The organism is Streptomyces cahuitamycinicus (genome assembly GCF_002891435.1).
GTDB classification, from domain to species: Bacteria; Actinomycetota; Actinomycetes; order Streptomycetales; family Streptomycetaceae; genus Streptomyces; species Streptomyces cahuitamycinicus.
Map to the genome: position 1 here is coordinate 1 of NZ_POUC01000098.1, position 22,243 is coordinate 22,243.

At 72.0% G+C, this 22,243-nt stretch carries 21 protein-coding genes; 6 read left to right on the top strand and 15 right to left on the bottom strand.

Going from position 1 to position 22,243, the window contains the following annotated elements; genetic code table 11:
• Window positions 1–30 precede the first annotated feature (30 nt).
• Window positions 31–2,373 carry an ATP-binding cassette domain-containing protein gene (locus C1J00_RS15875; RefSeq protein WP_102909726.1) on the bottom strand — a complete coding sequence of 781 codons (2,343 nt, stop codon included), beginning with the start codon at window positions 2,371–2,373 and terminating at the stop codon, window positions 31–33.
• 245 nt (window positions 2,374–2,618) lie between these two features.
• Window positions 2,619–3,605, bottom strand: coding sequence for an LLM class flavin-dependent oxidoreductase (locus C1J00_RS15880; RefSeq protein WP_102909727.1), 987 nt, complete (start codon window positions 3,603–3,605; stop codon window positions 2,619–2,621).
• Between C1J00_RS15880 and C1J00_RS15885 the strand changes: the two genes are divergently transcribed.
• Window positions 3,565–4,449, top strand: coding sequence for a nucleotidyltransferase domain-containing protein (locus C1J00_RS15885; protein ID WP_281262760.1), 885 nt, complete (start codon window positions 3,565–3,567; stop codon window positions 4,447–4,449). The two genes, C1J00_RS15880 and C1J00_RS15885, sit on opposite strands and share 41 nt — an antisense overlap.
• On the opposite strand, the gene rpmF is transcribed toward C1J00_RS15885, so the two are convergent.
• The 3 genes from rpmF to C1J00_RS15900 all read right to left on the bottom strand — a co-directional run bounded on the left by rpmF (window position 4,432) and on the right by C1J00_RS15900 (window position 6,744).
• Window positions 4,432–4,602: a 50S ribosomal protein L32 gene (gene rpmF, locus C1J00_RS15890; protein ID WP_102909729.1), complete on the bottom strand. Its 171-nt coding sequence runs from the start codon at window positions 4,600–4,602 to the stop codon at window positions 4,432–4,434. The genes C1J00_RS15885 and rpmF overlap by 18 nt on opposite strands.
• Before the next feature lie 106 nt (window positions 4,603–4,708).
• A complete protein-coding gene (locus tag C1J00_RS15895; protein ID WP_102909730.1) occupies window positions 4,709–6,304 on the bottom strand; it encodes a sodium/solute symporter in 1,596 nt (531 codons plus the stop codon).
• Window positions 6,298–6,744 (bottom strand): DUF485 domain-containing protein, encoded by a 447-nt coding sequence (locus C1J00_RS15900; RefSeq protein WP_102909731.1) that lies wholly within the window; start codon window positions 6,742–6,744, stop codon window positions 6,298–6,300. Before C1J00_RS15900 ends, C1J00_RS15895 begins: the two co-directional genes overlap by 7 nt.
• Before the next feature lie 316 nt (window positions 6,745–7,060).
• Here C1J00_RS15900 and C1J00_RS15905 point away from each other — a divergent pair, with 316 nt between their 5' ends.
• Window positions 7,061–7,591 (top strand): phosphatase domain-containing protein, encoded by a 531-nt coding sequence (locus C1J00_RS15905; RefSeq protein ID WP_102909732.1) that lies wholly within the window; start codon window positions 7,061–7,063, stop codon window positions 7,589–7,591.
• Between the two features lie 3 nt (window positions 7,592–7,594).
• Here the strand turns inward: C1J00_RS15905 and C1J00_RS15910 are convergent, their stop codons facing one another.
• The 5 genes from C1J00_RS15910 to egtA form a co-directional block, all read right to left on the bottom strand.
• Window positions 7,595–7,810, bottom strand: a complete 216-nt coding sequence (locus C1J00_RS15910; RefSeq protein WP_033307910.1) for a dodecin — start codon at window positions 7,808–7,810, stop codon at window positions 7,595–7,597.
• Window positions 7,811–7,934: 124 nt separating this feature from the next.
• On the bottom strand, window positions 7,935–8,897 hold the full coding sequence (gene egtD, locus C1J00_RS15915) for an L-histidine N(alpha)-methyltransferase (RefSeq protein ID WP_102909733.1): 963 nt from the start codon (window positions 8,895–8,897) through the stop codon (window positions 7,935–7,937).
• Complete coding sequence (gene egtC / locus C1J00_RS15920) at window positions 8,894–9,685, bottom strand: ergothioneine biosynthesis protein EgtC (protein WP_102909734.1); 792 nt, start codon at window positions 9,683–9,685, stop codon at window positions 8,894–8,896. Before egtC ends, egtD begins: the two co-directional genes overlap by 4 nt.
• A complete protein-coding gene (gene egtB / locus C1J00_RS15925; RefSeq protein ID WP_102909735.1) occupies window positions 9,685–11,037 on the bottom strand; it encodes an ergothioneine biosynthesis protein EgtB in 1,353 nt (450 codons plus the stop codon). Before egtB ends, egtC begins: the two co-directional genes overlap by 1 nt.
• Window positions 11,034–12,335, bottom strand: a complete 1,302-nt coding sequence (gene egtA, locus C1J00_RS15930; protein ID WP_102909736.1) for an ergothioneine biosynthesis glutamate--cysteine ligase EgtA — start codon at window positions 12,333–12,335, stop codon at window positions 11,034–11,036. Before egtA ends, egtB begins: the two co-directional genes overlap by 4 nt.
• Before the next feature lie 291 nt (window positions 12,336–12,626).
• Between egtA and C1J00_RS15935 the strand changes: the two genes are divergently transcribed.
• Complete coding sequence (locus C1J00_RS15935) at window positions 12,627–13,472, top strand: TIGR02452 family protein (RefSeq protein ID WP_102909737.1); 846 nt, start codon at window positions 12,627–12,629, stop codon at window positions 13,470–13,472.
• Here the strand turns inward: C1J00_RS15935 and C1J00_RS15940 are convergent.
• Together C1J00_RS15940 and C1J00_RS15945 are read right to left on the bottom strand one after the other, a co-directional pair.
• Window positions 13,435–13,881, bottom strand: coding sequence for a type II toxin-antitoxin system PemK/MazF family toxin (locus tag C1J00_RS15940; protein WP_102909738.1), 447 nt, complete (start codon window positions 13,879–13,881; stop codon window positions 13,435–13,437). The two genes, C1J00_RS15935 and C1J00_RS15940, sit on opposite strands and share 38 nt — an antisense overlap.
• Before the next feature lie 319 nt (window positions 13,882–14,200).
• Window positions 14,201–15,628 (bottom strand): amidase, encoded by a 1,428-nt coding sequence (locus C1J00_RS15945; RefSeq protein WP_102909739.1) that lies wholly within the window; start codon window positions 15,626–15,628, stop codon window positions 14,201–14,203.
• A gap of 275 nt (window positions 15,629–15,903) precedes the next feature.
• On the opposite strand from C1J00_RS15945, the gene C1J00_RS15950 reads away from it, so the two are divergent.
• Window positions 15,904–17,259: a glycoside hydrolase family 43 protein gene (locus tag C1J00_RS15950; RefSeq protein WP_439333404.1), complete on the top strand. Its 1,356-nt coding sequence runs from the start codon at window positions 15,904–15,906 to the stop codon at window positions 17,257–17,259.
• 55 nt (window positions 17,260–17,314) lie between these two features.
• Here the strand turns inward: C1J00_RS15950 and C1J00_RS15955 are convergent, their stop codons facing one another.
• From C1J00_RS15955 to C1J00_RS15965, 3 genes are all read right to left on the bottom strand, one after another.
• Window positions 17,315–17,764, bottom strand: coding sequence for a hypothetical protein (locus C1J00_RS15955; protein WP_102909741.1), 450 nt, complete (start codon window positions 17,762–17,764; stop codon window positions 17,315–17,317).
• Between the two features lie 276 nt (window positions 17,765–18,040).
• Entirely contained in the window at window positions 18,041–18,784 is a 744-nt protein-coding gene (locus C1J00_RS15960; protein ID WP_102909742.1) for an IclR family transcriptional regulator, read from the bottom strand.
• A gap of 211 nt (window positions 18,785–18,995) precedes the next feature.
• Window positions 18,996–19,742: an IclR family transcriptional regulator gene (locus tag C1J00_RS15965; protein WP_102909743.1), complete on the bottom strand. Its 747-nt coding sequence runs from the start codon at window positions 19,740–19,742 to the stop codon at window positions 18,996–18,998.
• Window positions 19,743–20,004: 262 nt separating this feature from the next.
• On the opposite strand from C1J00_RS15965, the gene solA reads away from it, so the two are divergent.
• Window positions 20,005–21,147: an N-methyl-L-tryptophan oxidase gene (gene solA / locus C1J00_RS15970; RefSeq protein ID WP_245936363.1), complete on the top strand. Its 1,143-nt coding sequence runs from the start codon at window positions 20,005–20,007 to the stop codon at window positions 21,145–21,147.
• 172 nt (window positions 21,148–21,319) lie between these two features.
• The coding region (locus C1J00_RS15980; protein WP_102909745.1) for a M14 family metallopeptidase at window positions 21,320–22,243 on the top strand (924 nt) is incomplete at its 3' end.

Sequence of the window (22,243 nt, forward strand, 5' to 3'; positions counted from 1 at the left end):
GCGCCCGCCCGCCCGCACCGCGGACGGGCCTCAGCGGCTCCCGGGCAGCGTGCGCGCCAGGTAGGGGGCCGTCCGGCTCTCCTGCGACCGGGCGACGTCCCGTGGCGGGCCCGCCGCCACGATGCGGCCGCCCGCGTCACCACCGCCGGGGCCGAGGTCGATCACCCAGTCCGCGCGCGCGACGACGGACATGTCGTGCTCCACGACGATCACGGTGTGCCCGGCGTCGACGAGGCCGTGCAACTGGCGCATCAGGACGTCCACATCCGCCGGGTGGAGGCCCGTCGTGGGTTCGTCGAGGAGGTAGAGCGTATGGCCGCGTCGGCCGCGCTGCAGTTCGCTCGCCAGCTTGATGCGCTGGGCCTCGCCGCCGGAGAGCTCGGTCGCGGGCTGGCCGAGGCGGAGGTAGCCCAGGCCGACGTCGAGCAGGGAGGCGAGACTGCGCGCCACGGCCGGGGTGTCCGCGAAGAACTCGGCCGCGCTCTCCACCGTCAGATCCAGTACCTGCGCGATGTTCCGCCCTTGGTACGTCACTTCCAGCGTCCCAGGGTTGTAGCGGGCTCCGCCGCAGTCCGGGCAGGGCGCGTACGTGCTGGGCAGGAACAGCAGCTCCACGCTGACGAACCCCTCGCCCTGGCAGGTCTCGCAGCGCCCGCCCGCCACGTTGAAGGAGAACCGCCCGACGCCGAAGCCGCGTTCGCGGGCCCCGTCGGTGGCCGCGAACACCTTGCGTACGACGTCGAAGAGGCCCGTGTACGTGGCGAGGTTCGAGCGCGGTGTGCGGCCGATCGGCTTCTGGTCGACCGAGACCAGCCGGCCCACACCGGCCGAGTCCTGTGTGATCTCGCCGACGAGCGTGGACTTGCCGGAGCCGGACACCCCGGTCACCGCGGTGAACACGCCGAGCGGGAACTCCGCTGTCACGCCGCGCAGGTTGTGCCGGGTGACCGGGCCGGTCTTCAGCCACCCGGTCGCCTCACGCACGTCCCGGGCCGGGGCGGGGGAGCCGCCGAACAGGTAGCGGGCCGTCGCCGACTCCTCGACGTCCGCCAGCTCGGCCACGGGGCCGCTGTGCAGCACGCGTCCGCCGTGCTCACCCGCTGCCGGACCCACGTCGACCAGCCAGTCGGCCCCGCGCATGACGTCGAGGTGGTGCTCCACCACGAACACCGAGTTCCCGGACGTCTTCAGCCGCTCCAGCACCGTGAGCAGCGCCTCGGTGTCCGCCGGATGCAGTCCGGCCGACGGCTCGTCGAGGACGTAGACGACCCCGAACAGCCCGGAGCGCAGCTGGGTGGCGAGGCGCAGGCGCTGCAGCTCGCCCGGGGAGAGCGTGGGAGCGGGCCGGTCGAGGCTGAGGTAGCCGAGGCCCAACTCGACGACCGGCGCGATCCGGGACCGCAGGTCGTCGGTGAGGACCCGGGCGGCCTCCGACGTCGCGTCGAGCCCCGCCAGCTCCACCAGCGGCAGTGCCGCCAGCTCGGCGATGGTCCGGCCGCCGAACGTCACCGCGAGGGCCTCGGGGCGCAGCCTGCTGCCGCGGCACGCCTGGCAGGGCGCACTGGTGAGGAACCGCTCGGCCTTCGCCCGCAGGGCCGGGCTCCTGGAGTCCGAGAACGTCTTCATCACGTACCGGTGGGCGCTCATGTAGGTGCCCTGGTACGGCCGTTGGATCCGGTCGGCGTCCCGCACCGGATGCACCGTGACCACCGGCTGCTCGTCCGTGAACAGGATCCACTTCCGCTCGCCGGCGGGCAGTTCCCGCCACGGCCGGTCCACGTCGTGGCCGAGCGCGTCGAGGATGTCCCGCAGGTTCTTGCCCTGCCAGGCGCCCGGCCACGCGGCGATCGCCCCGTCGCGGACCGACAGCGAGGGGTCGGGGACCAGCAGATCCTCGCTCGTCCGGTGCATTTGCCCGAGCCCGTGGCACTCCGGGCAGGCACCCACCGCCGTGTTGGGGGAGAAGGCGTCGGAGTCGAGCCGCTCGGCACCGGGCGGGTAGGTCCCGGCCCGGGAGAACAGCATCCGCAGGGAGTTGGAGAGGTTGGTGACCGTTCCGACGGAGGAGCGCGAGGTGGGGGCGGCGCGGCGCTGCTGGAGCGACACGGCCGGCGGCAGTCCGGTGATCTCCCCGACCTTCGGCGCGCCGACCTGGTGGATCAGCCGGCGCGCGTACGGCGCGACCGACTCGAAGTAGCGCCGCTGCGCCTCCGCGTAGATCGTGCCGAACGCCAGCGACGATTTCCCCGAGCCGGACACGCCGGTGAACACGGCCAGCACGTCCCGGGGGATGTCGACGTCGAAGCCCCGGAGGTTGTGCTCGCGGGCTCCGCGGACACGGACGAACGGGTCATGGGGGTCGCGGTCGTGCATGGGAGACGACTCTAACCGCATCCAGGGCCTGTCCTTCAGGTCGGGCCGCGGGAAATAGAGGGTGCTGTTCAGCGCCGGTGAGCGGGGTCTGGTGCGTGCAGCTGCAAGGCGGAGGAGGGCGTCGACGCGATGGGGGTCCCTCCCGCGCGAGCGCAACCGAGCGTGGGGGAGTCGGCAACCGACGACAACGCGGCAGTGTGCGTGCCAGACCCCGAGTCTGCGGCGTGATCGAAACGACAGGCCCTCTAGCCGGAGGTGATCGAGGCCAGCCGCCGGTAGGAGTCCAGCAGGGCCTCGCGGTCGTAGGTGCTGGTCGTGACGAGGAGCTCCTGGGCGCCGGTCTCCTTCAGCAGCGTCTCCAGCTCGTGCGCGACCTGCTCCTCGGTGCCGGCGATGTGGCCGGTCAGGCCGGATTCGTAGAAGCCGCGCTCCTTGCCGGTCATCGTGAGGGCCGCCACGCGCTCGGCGGGCGGCAGCGGCGGGAACATGCCGTGGGTGCGGGAGTGCGCCATCGACCAGGCCTCGGGGATCAGCAGCCGCCTCGCCGCGTCGGGGGTGTCGGCCACGGCGATCGTGCCCGAGATGACGACGTAGGGTTCCGCGGCCCAGGGGGAGGGGCGGAAACGGTCGCGGTAGTGGTCGATACCGCGCCGCATCTTGTCCCGGTTCCTCAGGTCGCCGATCACCATGGGCAGGCCCGCGCGGGCGGCGATGCCGGCGCCCTCGCCCATGGCCAGCACGAACGGCGGCACGGTCAGGCCCTCGGCGGGGCGCGCGTGCACCCCGGTGGGGGAGGTGCCCCGGAACCAGCCGAGCAGCTCCGCGAGCTGGGCCTCGAAGTCGTCGGCGTCGCCCTTGTCGCGGCCCAGGGCCCGGCGCACCCCGTCCGTGAAGCCGACGGAGCGTCCGAGGCCCATGTCGATCCGCCCGGGGAAGAGCGACTCCAGCACCCCGAACTGCTCCGCCACGACCAGCGGCCGGTGGTTGGGCAGCATCACCCCGCCGGTACCGACCCGGATCGTCCGGGTGGCGCTCGCGACGGCGGCGGCCAGCACGGTCGGCGCCGAACCGGCGACCCCGGGCACGCCGTGGTGCTCGGAGACCCAGACCCGGTGGTAGCCGAGCCGCTCCAGCTCCCGCGCCAGCCGCACGGTGTCGCGCAGCGCCTCGGGATGGGTGTGCCCCTCGCGGGTGCGGGAGCGGTCGAGGACGGACAGGCGCACGGGATCCATACCGGGTTCTACGCCGGACGGGGCCGCCGGTATTCCGCCGCCGCGGCGGGGAACGCCGCCGGAAAAACCGGGTGACCGCGTCCCGGCACGTCAGGACAATGCTCCGGTATCCAGAAGCGAAAGGCGGCCGACCGTGACCGTCCCCAAGATCCTGCTCTCCGGCATCGTCGGATCGACCGCCTACGGTCTCGCCCGCCCCGGCTCGGACATCGACCGCCTCGGCCTGTTCGCCGCGCCGACCGAGGAACTGCACGGTCTGCGCCGGCCGAAGGAATCCCACGTCAGCACCGCGCCGGACCGCACCCTGCACGAGGCCGCCAAGTGGTGCCGGCTGGCCCTCGGCGGCAACCCGACCGCGATGGAGCTGGTGTGGCTCCCCGACGACCTGTACGAGGTGCGCACCCCGCTCGGCGACGAGCTCATCGGCATCCGTACGGCGTTCCTGAGCGCCCAGCGCGTCCGGGACGCCTACCTCGGCTACGCCACGCAGCAGTTCCGGCGGCTGGAGACGCGCGGCGACGGTTCGTTCTCCGCCGACACCCGCAGGCGCACCGCGAAGCACGCCCGGCATCTGAAACGGCTGTGCGGGCAGGGCCTGGAGCTGTACACCACCGGGCGGTTGACGATCCGCTTGGAGAACCCGGACGAGTACCACGCCTTCGGCGAGCGCGTCGCCGCCGACCCTTCGGCGGCCCTGCCCCTGCTCCGGCACTACGAGGCCGCCTTCGACGCAGGGCCCACGGCGCTGCCGGACGAGCCCGACGAGGCGCCGGTCGAGGCCTGGCTGCGCCGGGTCCGGGCGCAACTCTGGCAGGCGGGCGCGAATTCAGCCGTCGGGGCGTAGCAGGCCGCGCTCGTAGGCCCTGACCAGGTTCTGCGGGACGAGGTGACGCACGCCGTCGACGGTGACGGGGACCAGGGCCGGCGTGGCCGCCTTCCACTGGGCGCGGCGGTGACGGGTGTTGCTGCGGGACATCTTCCGCTTCGGGACAGCCATGGGACTCCTCCTCGATGGGGGCGGGCACCGAGGACGCTACATGAAAATGGATCCCATTAACAATGTGCGTCCCCGGCGCCCGGCCGCCGCTGTCCCGGGACGGGAGTCAGTCGTCCGCGCCCACGAGCATCCGTACCTCGAACTCCTCGTGCGCGGAGGCATCCTCGGCCGGCCCCTTGTCCAGCACCGTGCCGAGCCAGCCCAGGAGGAAGCCCGCCGGGATGGAGACGATGCCGGGGTTCTGGAGCGGGAACCAGGCGAAGTCGGCCTCAGGGTAGAACGACCCCGGGGTCGAGGAGACGACCGGGGAGAAGGTGGCCAGCAGGACGGAGCAGAGCAGGCCGCCGTAGAGGCTGAGCAGGGCGCCCTTCGCGCTGAAGCGACGCCAGAACAGGGTGTAGATGATCGTCGGGAGGATCGCGGACGCCGCGATGGCGAAGGCCAGGAAGGCGAGCGTCGCGGTGTTGGCCCCCCAGGCGACGAGGGCCAGCAGGATGCCGAGCACCCCGATGACCGCGCCGGACAGCCGGGCGACGGTCAGCTCCTCCGTCTCGCTGGCCCGGCCCTTGCGGATCACCTCGCTGTAGAGGTCGTGCGCCAGGGAGGACGCCGCGGCCAGGGTGAGACCGACCGCCACGGCGAGCAGCGTCAGATACGCGAGGCAGGTCAGCAGCGCGGTGAGGACACTGCCGCCCAGCTCGTGGGCGAGCAGCAGCACGGAGGCGTTGCCGGTGCGGTCCGTGCTCTCGATGGTGTCCCGGCCGAGCAGCGCGGTGGCGCCGAGTCCCATGATGCCGGCCCCGAAGCAGACGGCGCTGACCAGGCCGACGGCCCACAGTACGGAGGAGCGCAGCACGCCGCTGTTGCGCGGGGTGAGCAGCCGCATCAGCACGTGCGGCAGGGCGGCGAGGCCGAGCACGATGGCCAGTTCGAGGCTGAGGAAGTCCAGCTTGTTGCTGACGGTGCCGCCGTAGCGCAGCCCCGGTTCGAGGAAACTCAGGCCCGAACCGCTGCGTTCGGACGCCCTCTCCAGCAGCGCGTTGGGGTTCCAGTCGAAGTGGTGCAGCACCCAGCCCGCGGTGAACAGCACACCCACCACCAGCATCACGGCCTTGATGATCTGGATGACCGTCGCGCCGGGCATGCCGCCGAGGGAGGCGTACAGGATCACGAAGACGCCGATCACGACCACGCACAGGGTGCGGGTGGTGCCGCTCGGCACGCCCGTGAACTGGGTCAGCAGGGCCACGCTGCCGACGAGTTGGGCCACCAGGTAGAGGGTGGCGATGGCCAGGATGCAGACCGCCAGCGCGACCCGCACCGGCCGCTGCTGCCGCGGCAGGCGCAGCGCCACCGTGTCGCCGAGCGTGAACTTGCCCGTGCGGTGCAGGGGTTCGGCGATCAGCAGCAGCACCATCATCCAGGCGACCGTGGTGCCGCCGAGGTACATCAGCCCGTCGTATCCGGTCAGGGCGACCAGCCCGGTGCTGCCCAGCAGGGTGGCGGCGGACAAGTAGTCACCGCACATGGCGAGGCCGTTGCGCAGCGGCGACATGGCGCGGTTGCCGAGGTAGAACTCGCTGATCTCGTCGCGCTGAGGAGCTGTCAGCAGCGCCGTGAACAGGGTGATCACGACCACGGTCAGGAACAGGACGAACGTCAGCTGAAGGCTGCTGTCGTCGATGGCGGCGGCGGTCACCACGTGCGGAACCCCCTCGTTCCGTGCGGGAGCGGCTGCCCGGCACCCTGCGCGGACGCCGCCGTACGGGCGCGGCGGCTCTCCGTCTCGTGCAGCCGGGACCTCAGGCCGCGGGCGAGCGGATCGACCCGGGTGCGCATGTGCCGGACATGACACCACGCGGTCACGCCCATGATGACGAACTGCCCCAGCCCGAGGGTGAGTCCGACCGTGAGGCGGCCGAACAGCGGCTGGTTCATCACCGACGGCACAAAGCTCGACAGCAGCACGTACAGCAGGAATCCACCGACGGACAGGACCGTCGCTCGGATGCCGAACCGGCGCTGCGCGCGACGCAGGGAGTGGAATTCGGGATGGTCGGATATACGAGGCGGCGCAGTATGTTCGATGTGCGGAAGCGGGAATGTGGGAGTGTCATCCCGCCGCGGTGAATATTCGGGCACAGGCGCACCTTCTTCGCTGCATCGTGCCCCGCACTCGACCCCGTCGGGTCAGTGGACGCGTCCGGTTTCCGAGCAGGGGGAAGGGATGCCGGACGCGCGGTGGGGGTGCGGGCTCTGTGGGGGTTTCGTGAATCCGGAAAACCCACTGCTCGGATTCACGCGGACGGCCTCGGGGTTCTGTGTGGAGATCCCCGACCAGCCCCGGCCGCGGGTGGTGGCGAGGCTGAGAGCGGAGTATGTCAGTGCTGTCCTTGAGCCATCAACTGTGAGGATGAATCGACCCGTCTACATGGCTTGTTCACACGGGCTGTCTCATATGCGCAGGGTGCAGGGACGCCTTACGCTGGGCGGCGTGAGTGACGACCGCACCAAGGCCCCGCTGGCCGTGTTCGACCTGGACAACACGCTCGCCGACACCACGCACCGGCAGAAGTTCCTGGAGCGCAGGCCGAAGGACTGGGGCGGGTTTTTCTCGGCCGCGCCCCAGGACCCGCCGGTCCCGGAGGGCATCGCCCTGCTCCGGGAGAGCGCGCGGGACTGCGAGATCGTCTACCTCACCGGGCGGCCCGAGCGCTGCCGGCGCGACACGCTGGACTGGCTCGCCGCCCAGGGCCTGCCCGAAGGGCGCGTGCACATGCGGCGCGACGCCGATCGCCGGCCCGCCCGGTTCACCAAGCTGGAGATCCTGCGGCGGCTCGCCCGCACCCGGGAGATCCGCGTCCTCGTGGACGACGACGAACTGGTCTGCGCGGACGCCCGGCGCGCGGGATTCACGGTCGTACGGGCCGACTGGGTGACCCGGTCCGCCGAGATGAAGGCGGCGCAGGAGCGCGAAGGGCGGACCTGAGCACTACTCCGACTCGTCGAGGCGGAAGCCCACCTTCAGGCCCACCTGCCAGTGCGCGATCTGCCCGTCCTCCAGCTGGCCGCGCACCTGCGTCACCTCGAACCAGTCCAGGTTGCGCAGTGTCTGCGAGGCCCGGTCGATGCCGTTGCGGATGGCCTGGTCGACGCCGTCCGGTGAGGTGCCGACGATCTCCGTGACCCGGTAGGTGTGGTTCGACATACCGCTGCTCCTCTTCCCACGACGTCCCGTGACAGGGGTCACGCGTCATTCCACCGTGCCCCAAGCGGCGGCGAAGCGCGAGACGTCGTCTCCCGCCGTCGCCGCCGCTTGCCACTCGGCGGTGTCAGCGCGCCACGCTCAGGGACAGCGCGAACCGGTCCGCACCGTCCGTCCACCAGTGGGCCAGGTCCAGCCCCGCCGTGGACAGTTCGGCGCGCACGCCCTCCTGCCGGAACTTCGCCGACACCTCGGTCCGCATCTCCTCACCCGCCGCGAAGTCGACGGCGAGATCGAGCGCCGGCACCTTCACCGTCTGCGCCGTACGGGAGCGCAGCCGCATCTCGATCCATTCGTGCCCGGGGTCCCACAGCGCCACATGGTCGAACGTGGCGGGGTCGAAGTCGGCGCCCAGCTCGCGGTTGATCACGGTCAGGACGTTCTTGTTGAACGCGGCCGTCACCCCGGCCCCGTCGTCGTACGCCCTGACCAGCACCTCCTCGTCCTTGACCAGGTCCGTCCCCAGCAGCAGGGCGTCGCCCGGGGCGAGCAGGGCCCGCACGGACGCCAGGAACGCGGCGCGTTCGGCGGGCAGCAGGTTGCCGATCGTGCCGCCGAGGAACGCCACCAGCCGGGGCCCCGGCGTGTCCGGCAGGGTCAGTTCCGCGGTGAAGTCGGCGATCAGCGCGTGCACGTCCAGCCCGGGCCGCTCGGCTGCGAGCGCCTGACCGGCCTGGCTGAGGGCACTCTCGCTGACGTCGACCGGGACGTAGGTGTGCAGATCCGTGAGCGCGTCGATCAGGTGGCGGGTCTTCTCCGAGGAGCCGGAGCCGAGCTCGACCAGAGTGCGCGCCCCGGTCGCCGCGGCGATGTCGCCGGCGCGCGCGAGGAGGATCTCCCGCTCCGCGCGCGTCGGGTAGTACTCCGGCAGTTCCGTGATCTTCTCGAACAGGTCGCTGCCGTGCGCGTCGTAGAACCACTTCGGCGGCAGGGTCTTGGGGCGGCCGGTCAGACCACGGTGGACATCGGCGCGCAGCGCGGCGCCCGTGGCGTCCTCGGGCAGGGTGCGGGTGACGTGGAACGGGCTCACGTACGGGGCTCCTTCGGCGATGGGGAGGGCACGGAGTCGTCGGCCGGCTCCTTCAGCGGCGTGAGCAGCACGTCGGTGCGGCTCGCCGCGAGCAGGGTGCGGTCGGGGACCTCCTGCCAGTGCGGAGAGTCGTCGTAGGGCTCGGAGGCCACGACGGTGCCGCCGCCGGGCCGGGTGAGGTACCAGAGGGTGTCGCCCCAGGCGGTCGCCGTGATGGTGTCGCCGTTGGTGAGGAGGAGGTTGAGCCGGGAGCCGGGGGCCGCCGCGGCGACCTCCAGCACCGTGTCGGCCAGCGCCTGGCCCTCCTCGTTGCTGCGCAGCCGCGCCAGTACCAGCGCCCAGACGAGCGCCGAGTCGTTGCGGGCCTCCAGGGACAGCAGGTCCTCGTGCGGCAGCGTCCGGGACACCGTGGCGAGCGAGCCGGGCCAGCCCCTGACCGCCCCGTTGTGGCTGAACAGCCAGGTCCCCGCCGCGAACGGGGCCGCGGCGGCCTCCGCGTCGGCGCCCGACAGGGTCGCGTCCCGCACCGCGGCGAGCAGCGCGGTGGACCGTACGACCCGGGCGAAGTCGGCGAACGACAGGTCCGCCCAGATGGGCCCGGCCCGGCGGTAGCGGGCCGGCACCGGATCGCCCTGCGCGTACCAGCCGACCCCGAAACCGTCGGCGTTGACCGTCCCGTACTTCTGGCGCCGGGGCGCCCACGACTGTCGGTACAGCCCGTGCGGGGGCTCCACGAGGAGCCGGCCCAGCGATTCCACGGGCCCCACGTACGCCACATGCCGGCACATCAGACGGCCTCCGAACGGGCCGTGCGGAAGCCGGCGAAGATCTGCCGCCGGATCGGGTAGTCCCAGTTGCGGAAGGTGCCCCGGCAGGCCACCGCGTCCACCGCGAACGAACCGCCGCGCAGCACCTTGTGGTCGGACCCGAAGAAAACCTCCGAGTACTCCTTGTACGGGAACGCCCTGAACCCCGGGTACGGCAGGAAGTCGCTCGCCGTCCACTCCCACACGTCGCCGATCAACTGCCGTACGCCGAGCGGCGACTCGCCGGCCGGATAGCTGCCGGCAGGGGCCGGACGCAGGTGCCGCTGGCCGAGGTTGGCGTGCTCGGGTCCCGGGTCGGCGTCGCCCCACGGGTAGCGCATCGAGCGGTCGGCGGCCGGGTCGTGCCGGGCCGCCTTCTCCCACTCGGCCTCCGTGGGCAGCCGGCGTCCCGCCCAGCGGGCGTAGGCGTCGGCCTCGTACCAGCACACGTGCAGCACCGGCTCGTCCGGCGGGACGGCCTCGGTGACGCCGAACCGGCGCCTGAGGAACTGCTTGCCCTCGCGCCGCCAGAACAGCGGGGCGTCGATGCCGTGCCTGCGGATGTGTGCCCAGCCCTCGGGCGCCCACCAGCGCGGGTCGTCGTAGCCGCCGTCCTCGATGAACGCCCGGTAGGCGCCGTTCGTCACCGGGGTGGTGTCGATGTGGAAGGGCGCCACCTCCCGCCGGTGCGCGGGGCGTTCGTTGTCCAGCGCCCACGGCTCACCGGAGGTGCCCATGGTGAACGGCCCGCCGGGGACCAGGACTTCGGCCGGGCCGGTGAACAGCGGCACCGGCTCCGGGTCCGGGGCGGTCAGGGCCTGCGGCCCCGTGCGCAGCTGATGGGTGATCAGCATGGTCTCGTCGTGCTGCTGTTCGTGCTGCGCGATCATCCCGAAGGCGAACCCGGCCGCCGTCAGCCGCGTCCCGTGGAACGCGGCCCGCTCCAGCACGTCCAGGGCCCGGCCGCGTACATCGGCCGCGTACGTCCTGGCTTCGGCCGGCGACAGCAGGGGCAGCTTCGGCCGCTCGGCGCGCGGGTGCTCGAAGGCGTCGTAGAGGCCGTCTATCTCGGGACGTATCGCCTCGTGCCCGGCGACGGCCCGCAGCAGCCACTGCTCCTCCTGGTTGCCGATGTGCGCGAGGTCCCACACCAGCGGCGACATCAGCGGCGAGTGCTGTGCCGTGAGGTCGGGATCCTCCACGCAGCTCGTCAGCAGCGTGGTGCGGTCGCGGGCGGCGACGAGTGAGGCGACCGCCCGCTCACGGAGCACCTCGGGGTCCACGGTCTCGAGGTCGACGGTCCCGGCGTCGACAGCGGGATCGGTGTCGGTCATGAGCGGAAGTCCTTCCCCTGGGCGCGACCGTCCGTGCCGCGCTGTCGGTCGAGCAGGTCGTCGGCGGGGCAGCGGCCCAGGACGACATAGCGGTCCAGATGGGCCGTGACGGCCTCGACGACCTCGGGGGCGGCGCCGAGCCGGGGCAGCGCCTCCAGCGCGGTCGTGAAGCACGTGACGGCCACCTCGCGCAGTTCCGCGTCGGCCAGTCCGCCGCGGGCCGCGTCGAGCCACAGCGGGTTGTGCGGCGCGGGCAGCCCGAGCGTCCGTTCGACCAGCGGTTTCACGGCCCGGTAGGCGGTCTCGGTGGCCTCCGGGTCGTCGAACAGCGCCGCCGTCACGGCGAGCGGCACGATCCAGCCGTCGTCCCCGGGCTGCGCGTCGATCATGCGCAGTTCGAGGTGGCCGCGCGGCCTGACCGGCGGGAACAGCGTCGTGACGTGGTAGTCGAGATCCTCCCGGGTGGGCGGCCGGGGAGCGCCCGTGCGGATCCAGTCCCGGAAGGTGAGCCCCTCGGGGACGTCCCAGGGCCCGCCGTCCCGCCGTACGCACATCACGGGGGAGTCCAGCACGTGCCGGGCCCAGGCGCCGCGCGGGTCGGTGTCCAGCCGCGGTCCGCCCGCCCGTCCGGCGCCGATCCGGGTCCATATCAGCTGCCGGGTGGACAGCCAGCCGGTCGGACGGTGCCCGGCGAGCGGCGAGTTGGCGAACGCGGCCACCAGGACCGCGCCCAGATGGTGGGCCAGCCACCAGCGCCGCACCAGGCCGAGCGGCCCGGGCTCCTCGTGACCGGCGTCCAGGCACACCTGCACGGAGGCGGAGGCGCACATCATGGAGCGGCCGGCGGGGCCCGTGCGGTCCAGGCACGCCTCCATGGCGTCGTAACGCGGGTCGCGCAGGAACCGGCGGGGTTCGTGCCAGGGATCGTGGCCGAGGCCGACGAGGGCGAGACCGTCGTCACGCAGAACCGCGCGGACGGCGTCGAGGTCGGCGGAGACGGTACCGATGACTTCCGTCAGCGAGGCGGCGGGGGGCGAGCTCAGCTCCAGCTGGCCGCCGGGTTCCACGGTGAGCGCCGACCTCAGGGGCACGGTACGCAGTGCGGCGTAGGCCGCGTCGAGTCGTTCGGGTGTGACGGGGAGCTGCGGTGCGCGCAACTCGTGGACGAGCCATTCCACCTCGACACCGAGGCGGCGTGGAGGGCCGGTCTTGAAGCAGATGCCGCGGACCAGAGCCTCGACCTCGGCTTCTGACATGGACGTGCGTGGCCGGGTACAGCCACGTATCGAATCGGACATGTCGGGATCCTCCTGAGATTCCACCATGCCACCGGTCCGGGCTCTTCGGCGGCCCGGGCCGGGATCACTCGTCCCACCCAAGACGCTCATGTCGCTCGGCACAAGGGGGCGAACCGGGGCGTTCCCGGGCGGTCATACGGGCCGGCCCCGTGTTTCCAAGGACTTTCCCGGGCGTTTCCCGACGGCCAAAACTCTGTTGCCCAGAAGAGCCGGCATCATTCACGATGCCTGCGTGAGCACGACAAGAAGGGCCGCGTGGCACGCGGTCACGGCGCATACGGGGGTGGCGCCGTGAGCGCGCGCCTGCGGGGTATCGCCCAGCAGACCGAGCAGATCGTCGCGGCCGGGTACTACCGCGCGCCGGACGGACGCGAGGTGTCGATCGCGGCGGAGCTGCGTGCGGCGCGCGAGGGCACGCGCCTGTACGGGCCGGATCCGGTGCCGGTGCCCGCCGATCGGGTGACCGGGACGCGGGAGACGCTGATCGAAGTCACGGACGAGAGCAGTCTGGCGGCGGCCCGCGGGCTCGGCGGGCAGGTGGCCGTGCTGAACTTCGCCTCGGCCAGGAATCCCGGCGGCGGCTATCTGAACGGCGCCCAGGCCCAGGAAGAGGCCCTGTGCCGAGCCTCCGCGCTGTACACCTGCCTCCTGGAGGCCCGCGCCTTCTACGACCACCACCGGGCCCACCGCGACCCGTTCTACACGGACCGTGTCATCCACTCACCGGCCGTGCCCGTCTTCCGTGACGACCGGGGCGCCCTGCTGGCCGAGCCCTACACCGCCGGCTTCCTGACCTCGCCCGCGCCCAACGCGGGCGTGGTGCTGCGCACGGTGCCCGAACGGGCCCCCGAGCTGCCGCGGGCCCTCGCGGTCCGGGCCGAGCGCGTCCTGGAGACTGCCGCCGCCCACGGCTACCGCCGGCTCGTGCTCGGCGCCTGGGGCTGCGGCGTCTTCCGCAACGACCCCGCGCAGGTGGCGGAGGCCTTCCGAGCCCTGCTGGGGCCGGGCGGCCGGTTCGCCGGGGCGTTCGAGCACGTGGTGTTCGGGATTCTGGACCGGACGCGGGACCGTGCGGTGCTCGGCGCCTTCGAGGAGACGTTCAGCTCCAGCCGTAGCGCTCCTGCAGGCGGCGTCTGACCAGGTTGAACCGCATGCGGTCGAGGGCGCAGGCCTCCCGGCGCATGCCGTCCTCGTGCAGGCGAAGCACCCGGTCGACGTCGACCCACGAGTCCCGGCCCGTCCGGTCCCACGGCCCGCCGCCGATCGGCACCCACTCGCGGTCGCCGTCGTGCCGCTTGCTGGACAGCTGGACGGCGAGGAAGGTGCCGCCGGCCTCGCGGGCGACCACCAGCACCGGACGGTCCTTGCCGCGCCCGTCGTTCTCCTCGTAGGGCACCCACGTCCAGACGATCTCCCCGGGGTCCGGGTCGCCGTCGTGGGCGGGGGAGTACTCCGTGCGGACCCGGCCCACCTCGCGCGGGTCGGCCTGGACGGTGGCGGCGGGGCCTTGACGGCCGGGGACGTTCTCGTCGGCAAACGTGCTCACGGGGGCACCTTAGAACCCGACCCCGCGAGCACGCCGCCCGGGTCGCACTTCGTCCCGGGGGGCTTCCGCCCGCAGTCCATCCGCGGCAGACGCGAGCCACACCACTCCCGCCAAGGGGCGGGCGTGTACGGCCGGTTGACGCAGCTCGCCACAAGACAGCCTCAGTCAGCACCTGGCCGATCGGCCCCCTTCGCTCTCCCCGCACCGCCACCCCGTGGCGGCTCCTGCCGAGGAAGGTGCGCCTGCTGCCTCGCCGCACCCCCGGGCGCGCCGTTCCCGAGGACTGCGCACGGGCGTGAGGAGGACAGCGCACGATCGCTCAGGCGGCGGCGGAACGTGCCGTGACCGGCGGCGCCGGCCACTGCTCGGACCAGCGCAGCTCCGCCTCCAGTTGGGCGGCCACCTGCACGAGCAGGGGCTCGCTGTTCGCCGGGCCCAGCAACTGCGCGCCGACCGGCAGCCCGTCCGGCGTGAACCCGGCGGGCACGTTGACCCCGGGCCAGCCCAGCACGTTCCACGGCCAGGCGTAGGGGCAGGCGGCGATCATCGCCCGGTCCGTGGCGAACCCGCTGAGTTCGAGCAGGGCGCCGATCCGGGGCGGGGGAGCGGCGGTCGTCGGCGCGAGCACGACGTCGTAGGACGTGAAGAACCCGCCGATACGCCGGTGCAGCGCGCTCTCCGCACGCCGGGCCGCCCGCAGCGGGGCACCGCCGAGCAGCCGGCCGAGGCGGGCCGCGTCCAGGGTGCGCCGGTCCAGCAGCGCCGGGAAGGGCGCCTCGCCCACCCGCTCGGCGATCCCGGCCGTGGCGCGCGGCACGAAGGCCAGCCCGATCTGTCCGTACGGCGGATCCGCCTCCTCGACGAAGTGCCCCAGCGCGGTGAGCCGCTCGGCCAGTTCGACCACCCGCGTGCGCACCTCGGGCAGGAGCCGGGCGGGCACCGCCGTGAAGGGCGGTTTGAGGGAGAGCGCGATGCGCAGCCGCCCGGGGTCACGGCCGACGGCCCGGGACACGTCGAGGGCCGGGGGCCGGTGCGGGTCCTGCGGGTGGTTGCCGCTCGCCGCGTCCAGCAGCAGGGCCGCGTCGGCGACCGTACGGGCCAGGGTGCCGTTGACGGTGATGCCCTGGAAGGACTCCCCTCGGGGCCAGGTCGAGACCCGGCCGCGCTGCGGCTTGATCCCGACGAGGTGCGTCCACGCGGCCGGGATCCGAACCGATCCGGCACCGTCCGAGCCCAGCGCCGCGGGTACCAGACCGGCGGCGACCGCGGCGGCCGAGCCGCCCGAGGAGCCGCCGGGCGTGTGCTCGGTGCTCCACGGGTTACGGGTGGCGCCGAAGGCCGGCCCCTCGGTGAAGGGCCACTGCCCGAACTCGCAGGTGTTGGTCTTGCCGATGATCACGGCACCGGCCTCGCGCAGCCGCCGCACCGCCTCGCCGTCCTCGGCGACCGGCGGGAACTGTCCGCAGCAGCCGAACGCGGTCGGCTCACCGGCCACGTCCATGTCGTCCTTCACGGCGACGGGGACGCCGAGCAGCGGCCTGCGCGCGCCCGGGGACGTCAGCTTCCGGTCCGCGGCGTCGGCCTCCGCGAGCGCGGCCTCGGCCCGGACGATCCGGAAGGCGTTGAGACTGCCCTGGGACGCCTCGATCCGCGCCAGCGTCCGCTCGACCAGCGCCCGCGACGTCACCTCCCCCGCGGCCAGCGCACGGGCGGTCTCCGCCAGGCCTTCGGAACGGTCGAGCACCATACGGACACCTCCGGAATCGGCTGTCTACCGAACGGTAACGTCCGGTGGCCGGTGGCGGAATGCCGACGACGGGAGTGGACACGTTCACCCACCGGCCACACCCTCCTCACTTGGCACATCGGCCCCTGTTCAAACCATTGACGTCCCTTCCCGTCGCCCTTACGTTCTGAGCCCCTACTTCCGATCGATGTGCCGAACTCTGTTCGATATATCGAATCCAGGTGTCCCAGGGAGAGCCGTCCGTGACCTCACACCCCACCGCCCCGTCCCGCCGTATGCTGCTGCGCGCTCTGGCCGCCCTGCCCGCCTCGGCGGTCCTGCTCGGCGAGACGCCCGGACTGCTCGGCACCGCCCTGGCCGCCGCACCGCCGAACGGCTCGGCCACCCGCTACACCATCCTGCCGTTCCTCAACAGCACCGACGGCACGGTCAACGTCTACCAGTCGGACGACGCCACCGACTTCCGGCTGCTGCGCTCCTCCGCGTACACCCCGCCCGCGAACCGGATCCGCGACGCCAGCGTCATCCGGCACACCGACGGCTTCTACTACGTCACCTACACCACCCACACCTGGCAGGACCCCAGCACGACCATCGGCTTCGCCCGCAGCTCCGACCGCGTCAACTGGACGTTCCTGTACGACTACACCGTCCCGGTCGCGGGCCTCTCCCGCGCCTGGGCGCCCGAGTGGTTCGTCGACAGTGACGGCAGCGTGAGCGTCATCGTGTCCTGCTCCACCACGAACGACGAGTGGATCTTCACGCCGTATCTGCTGCGGGCCACGAACTCGGCCCTCACGGCGTGGAGTTCACCGGTCGCCCTCGCCGGTATCGGCGCCAACCACATCGACACGTTCATCGTGAAGACCGGCTCGACGTACCACGCCTTCCCGAAGAACGAGACGACGAAGTACATCGAGTACGCCACCGCCTCGAACCTCACCGGCCCGTACACGATCCGCCGGACCGGCGACTGGGCGGGCTGGGGCAGCTACCGCGAAGGACCCGCACTGGTCCCGCTGGACAACGGTGGCTGGCGCATCTTCTTCGACGGCTACGGCGACGGCACCTACTACTACAGCGACAGCTACGACACCTTCGCCACCTGGTCGGCCCCGGCCGCACTGCCCGCGATCTCCGGCACGGCACGGCACTTCACGGTCGTCAAGGAGACGGTCACGGGCGGCCCGGCCCTGGCCCGGAACGTCACGCGCTCCTTCCGCTCGGCCAACTACTCCACCCGCTACTGGCAGCAGCAGTCCGCACTGCTCAACCTGCCCGTGGTCAGCGCCTCCAGCACCACCGCGGAGAAGCGGGCCGCCACCTTCACGGTCGTCGCCGGCCTCGCCGACGGCAGCGGCTGCTCCTTCCGCGACGCGGCCGGCAACTACCTGCGCCACTGGGACTTCCGCGCCCGCTTCGCCCCGAACGACGGCACGAGCACCTTCGCCAAGGACGCCACGTTCATCCTCCGGGCCGGCACGGCATCGGGTTCCGTCCGCTTCGAGTCGTACAACTACCCGGGTCGCTACCTGCGCCACTACGCCTACCAGCTCCGCGTGGAGCGCTCCGACGGAACGGACCTGTTCCGGCAGGACAGTTCGTTCGTGCCGGTGACTGCCTGGGCTTGACCCGTACCGCTGCTGGCCGGCGCGGGAACGGCACTCGGGAAGCCGGAGAGCTGTTTCACTCTCGCTGGGTGCTGTCCACGATGAAGCGGCGACTGAGGCTGATCTCGCTCGAGAGCAGGCCCGGGTCGGCGGTCACCGTCAGCTCGTACTCCCCGGCCCGCAACGCCCCCACGTCGAGCACCCGGTGGCTGCCGACCCACAGGGTGGGGACGATCTCGCCGTTCAGCCTGACCTCGACATTGCGCAGTGCGTCATTGGCCAGCTCCTGGTCGTCCTCGCGGTCGACCACGTCCACCGTGAGCCTGGCCTCGGGGAGCGCGGCGGTGTTCAGCACGCCGCTGCCGGGGATGCCGCGTACCCGGAGCTCCGGCTGATTCACCGCGTTGACGACCGCAATGCCGCCGGTCGCCAGGGCGGTGGCGACAACGGCGACCAGAAGTGTGAGGAGGACCCTGCGCCGGGACCCGGTTCGCACAGGGGCCGACGTCTTCAGGGGCAGCCGCATGGACACATCCTTCGGGGAGTTGCTGCTGTGGGACCGTCGACGCCGCCTCGTCCCTCCCGTGGCCCGTACATCGGCCTCAGCCGGCCTCAGGAAGACGGGCCCGAGGCCAGGGACTCCGACCTGCGGGTGTCCGGCAGACCCTGATGGTGCCACCTCAACCGTCACGGTATCCAGTTCTCCCTCACGCTCTCCCTGTTGAATGAGTCCGACGCCCTGTCACAAGGCGCTCGACGCAGGGGAAATGTCCGCTGACGAGGGACGCAGGGGAAGCCGCTGTCAGCCCAGGCGGCGAGCGGTGATCTCCGCCGCGGTGTCGGCGACCAGACGGCCCAGCTCGGGCAGCCGGTCCTGAGTGAAGCGGGAGTCGGGCAGGGAGACGGCCACGGCGGCCAGCGGGCTGCCGTCGCCGTCCAGGACGGGCGCGGCGATGGCGCAGACGCCGGGCAGGTACTGGTTGCGGTTGACGGCGTAGCCGTCGGTGCGGACGCGCTGCAGTTCGGTGCGCAGTTCGGCGGGGTCGGTGGGAGTGGAGTCGCTGTAGCTCTCCAGCCCGCGGGTGACGAGCTCGTCGATGTCGGCCTTCGGCAGATACGCGAGGACGGCGTGTCCGGTGGCGGTGGCGTGCAGGGGAGAGGTGTCGCCGATGGCGTGGTGGGTCCGTACGGCGTGGTCGCAGTCGACGCGGTCGACGACGACCATGCACTGGGGCGCGTCCGGTACGCAGAGGTGGATGGTCTCGTTCACCGTGTCGCGGAGGCGGACCATGGGTTCGCGGGCGGCGGCGTAGAGGCTGGAGCCCTGGAGGGCGGCGGGCCGTACGGCCAGGACGCGGGCGCCGATCTCCCAGCGGGTGGTGTCCTTGCGGTTGGCGCGCAGCCAGCCTGCCTCGGCCAGGGTGACCAGGGTGCGCTGCACCGTCGACTTGGGCAGCCCGAAGAGCTTGGTCAGTTCTCCCACGGTCACCGGCTGGTGCTGGGAGACCGCCTCCAGCATGCGCAAGGACCGGGTCACGCTCTTCATTTCCATCCGGCTTCCCCCCGTTGGCCCTCGAAACTCTTGGACGACACCCTCTTCACTCCCTCCCGGGCACCCCCCGCGCGTGCCGAATTTCAGCATAGCATGCCACATAGCGGCACGCGGGGTAGGGTGGAGACTCGGAGGTGTCCTCATGGGCAGCACCCCGGCCGCGGCTGCCTGGCCTCGTGTCCGGGCCAGGCAGCGCGTTCTCGCCTCAGGCGCCCAGGCGGCGTGCCGAGATCTCCGTCGCCGTGTCGGCGACGAGGCGGCCCCACTTGGGCAGCCGGTCAGGCTGGTATCGGGAAGCCGGCATCGAAACGGCCACCGCCGCGAGCGGCGTGCCGTCCGAATCCAGGATGGCTGCGGCCACGGCACACACGTCCGGCCGGTACTGGTTGAGATTCACCGCGTAGCCGTCCGCACGCACGCGGTCCAGCTCCGCCAGCAGTGCGGCGGCATCGGCCGGCGTGGAGTCGTTGAAGCGCTCCAGTCCACGGGCGACCAGTTCCTCGACGTCTGCCCTCGGCAGGTGCGCGAGGATCGCTCGCCCCGTAGCGGTGGCGTGCAGCGGCGAGGTGTCGCCGATGTTGATGAACGTCCGTACCGCCTGGTCACAGTCCACGCGGTCGACCACCACCACGCACTGCAACGCGTCCGGTACGGAGAGGTGGATGGTCTCGTTCAGTGTGTCCCGGAGGTGGACCATGGGTTCGCGGGCGGCGGCGTAGAGGCTGGAGCCCTGGAGGGCGGCGGGCCGTACGGCCAGGACGCGGGCGCCGATCTCCCAGCGGGTGGTGTCTTTGCGGTTGGCGCGCAGCCAGCCTGCCTCGGCCAGGGTGACCAGGGTGCGCTGCACCGTCGACTTGGGCAGCCCGAAGATCTTGGTCAGTTCACCGACGGTCACGGGCTGGTGCTGGGCGACCGCCTCCAGGACGCGCAGAGACCTGATCACGCTCTTCATTTCCATCCGGTTTCCCCCTGTTGATCCTCGAAATATCTCGCAGGCACCCTCTTGACTCCCTTAGGAGCGGCTGCCATTCTCATGCCAGATCCTAGCACAACGTTCCATAATGTGGCACGGGCTAGCGAGAGGGCAATCCAAGGCCCCCTTCCCCGGACAGTGCAGACGTGGTCATCGACCCGACGCCGCAGTCCATCCGGAATCCGAGAGTCCGCAACCGGGCGTTCAGCATCCACGCCCCGGGAGACGAAAGGAACCCTTTGTGTCTGCCAAGAAGCGCGTCGCCGTCGTAGGCGTCGGAACGATGGGCAGCCAAGCCGCCTGGCGACTGGCCGCCCGCGGTGCCGAGGTCGTCGGGTACGACCGCTTCGCCCCGGGTCACGACCGCAGTGCGGCCGGCGGCGAGACCCGGATCTTCCGTAGCGCCCATTTCGAGGACTCCCGGTACGTGCCGCTGCTCCAGCACGCCGACGCCCTGTGGGGCACCCTCCAGGAGGAAACCGGCCGCGAACTGCGCCGTCTGACCGGATGCCTGCTGATGGGGCCGACCGGGCACCAGCAGATGGCCACGGTCCTGCAGTCCATCGCCGAGCACGGCCTGGACCACGAGGTGCTCGACGCCGAGGCGCTCGCCAAGCGCTTCCCTCAGTTCCGGATCGAGGACGGCGACGCGGCCGTACTCGACCGCCGCGCGGGCTTCATCCGGCCCGAGCTGACGATCCAGGCCGCCGCCCGCCGTGCCGAACAACTCGGCGCCCGCATCCACCGCTACACCACGGTCCGCGAGATCGTGCCCGTCGCGAACGGTGTGGAGATCCGCACCGACGCGGGCACCGAGCACTTCGACACGGCCGTCGTCACCCCCGGCCCGTGGGTGAACGACCTGCTCCCGGACCTGCCGTGGGAAGTGGACATCCGCCGGCTGATCAGTGCCTGGTACGTGCCCGTCACGGACGCCTGGTTCGGTCAGGAGCGCCCGGCGTTCATCCGCACGGCACCCACCCACTGCTACGGCCTGCCCTCCCCGGACGGTGTCTCCGTCAAGCTCGGCCTGTCCCGCGCGCTGCACCGCCCGGCCGGCGACCCGAACCGGCTGGACCGGACCGTGCAGCCGGAGGAGCTGGAGATCTTCACCGACCTCATCGGCAGGTACATGCCGGATCTGAACCCCGACCCGACCAGGCTCTCCGTCTATATGGAGGGCTACACCGAGAGCAGCCGTCCGCTGGTTGGACCGCTGCCCGGCGGACAGGGGAATGAGCATATTGTCCTTCTTGCCGGTTTCTCCGGTCACGGCTTCAAGCTCTCGCCCGCCTTCGGCGACATCGCGGCCGACCTGGCGCTCGACGGCACGTCCGCCCAGCCCATCGACTTCGTGACGACCGTCGGCCGCACCGCGGCCTGAACCGGCCCCGACCACCGTCCGCCAGGGAGAACCACCTGGGCACGGCCAGGGCCGCAAACCCTCGCCCGCCATGGACGACAGCGCCGCAGACCTCGCTCCGGAGGGCCACACCGCCCAGCCGATCGACTTCAACAGCACGCTCGGCCGCACCGCGGCCTGAATGAGGTACCACATGACACTCGCCATCGGCACGCTCAGCGCCGGCCCCGGCAGCAAGACCCGCGGCACCCTGCCCGCCGACCTCGGCACGCTCACCGTCGACATCCCGCTCACCCTCGTCAACGGCACCCACCCCGGTCCCCGCGTCCTCATCACGGCCGGTGTGCACGGCGGCGAGTTCTACGGCATCGACGCGGCCACCCGGCTCGCCGCCCTGCTGGAGCCCGACGAGGTGCACGGCCAGGTCGTCATCTGCCCCGTCGCCAACCCCCCGGCCGTCTACCAGGGACGCCTCGGCGTCTCCCCTCTCGACGGCGTGAACATCAACCGGGTCTTCCCGGGCGACCCGGAGGGCGGCCCCACCGAGCGTCTCGCGGCGTGGCTGTTCGCCCAGCTGGTGGACGGCGCCGACGCCTATGTCGACCTGCACTCGGGTGGCATCGACGAGGTCCTGAAGAACTTCGTCGGCTACCGCCTCACCGGCGATCCCGACCTGGACGCGAAGACCGCGGACCTGGCCGGCGCCCTCGGCATCGAGGACGTCATCTTCGGATCGAACGCCGACGGCGGCAACAGTCACGCCGCCGCCGCTCGCCAGGGTGTCCCGGCGATCCTCGTGGAGACCGGCCAGCTCGGCGAACGCGAGACGGACGCCGCCCGTCGTCTCGTCGACGGTCTGCACGGGGTGCTGGGCCGGCTCGGCGTTCTGGACACCAAGCCCCAGGACGACACGGCCGTCCGCGCCTGGGTCTGGGCCGCGGGCGTCGTCTCCGAGGTGACCGGCCTGTGGTACCCGGAGTTCGGCGCTGGCGATTCCCAGGACCGCGCAGATCTCGTCCGCCCCGGCGCGCACTTCCGGCTGCGCCGGAGCCGCCTGTGCGGCCTGTACTCCGGCACCGCACAGCGCGCCGGTCATGGCGAACGCGATTACGGAAGA

Bases quoted from the DNA above. Each gene is read 5' to 3' on its own strand.
- C1J00_RS15875 (WP_102909726.1), bottom strand. From the start codon at position 2,373: ATGCACGACCGCGACCCCCATGACCCGTTCGTCCGTGTCCGCGGAGCC.
- C1J00_RS15880 (WP_102909727.1), bottom strand. From the start codon at position 3,605: ATGGATCCCGTGCGCCTGTCCGTCCTCGACCGCTCCCGCACCCGCGAG.
- rpmF (WP_102909729.1), bottom strand. From the start codon at position 4,602: ATGGCTGTCCCGAAGCGGAAGATGTCCCGCAGCAACACCCGTCACCGC.
- C1J00_RS15905 (WP_102909732.1), top strand. From the start codon at position 7,061: ATGCGCAGGGTGCAGGGACGCCTTACGCTGGGCGGCGTGAGTGACGAC.
- C1J00_RS15910 (WP_033307910.1), bottom strand. From the start codon at position 7,810: ATGTCGAACCACACCTACCGGGTCACGGAGATCGTCGGCACCTCACCG.
- egtC (WP_102909734.1), bottom strand. From the start codon at position 9,685: ATGTGCCGGCATGTGGCGTACGTGGGGCCCGTGGAATCGCTGGGCCGG.
- egtB (WP_102909735.1), bottom strand. From the start codon at position 11,037: ATGACCGACACCGATCCCGCTGTCGACGCCGGGACCGTCGACCTCGAG.
- egtA (WP_102909736.1), bottom strand. From the start codon at position 12,335: ATGTCCGATTCGATACGTGGCTGTACCCGGCCACGCACGTCCATGTCA.
- C1J00_RS15945 (WP_102909739.1), bottom strand. From the start codon at position 15,628: ATGGTGCTCGACCGTTCCGAAGGCCTGGCGGAGACCGCCCGTGCGCTG.
- C1J00_RS15950 (WP_439333404.1), top strand. From the start codon at position 15,904: ATGCTGCTGCGCGCTCTGGCCGCCCTGCCCGCCTCGGCGGTCCTGCTC.
- C1J00_RS15955 (WP_102909741.1), bottom strand. From the start codon at position 17,764: ATGCGGCTGCCCCTGAAGACGTCGGCCCCTGTGCGAACCGGGTCCCGG.
- C1J00_RS15960 (WP_102909742.1), bottom strand. From the start codon at position 18,784: ATGAAGAGCGTGACCCGGTCCTTGCGCATGCTGGAGGCGGTCTCCCAG.
- C1J00_RS15965 (WP_102909743.1), bottom strand. From the start codon at position 19,742: ATGAAGAGCGTGATCAGGTCTCTGCGCGTCCTGGAGGCGGTCGCCCAG.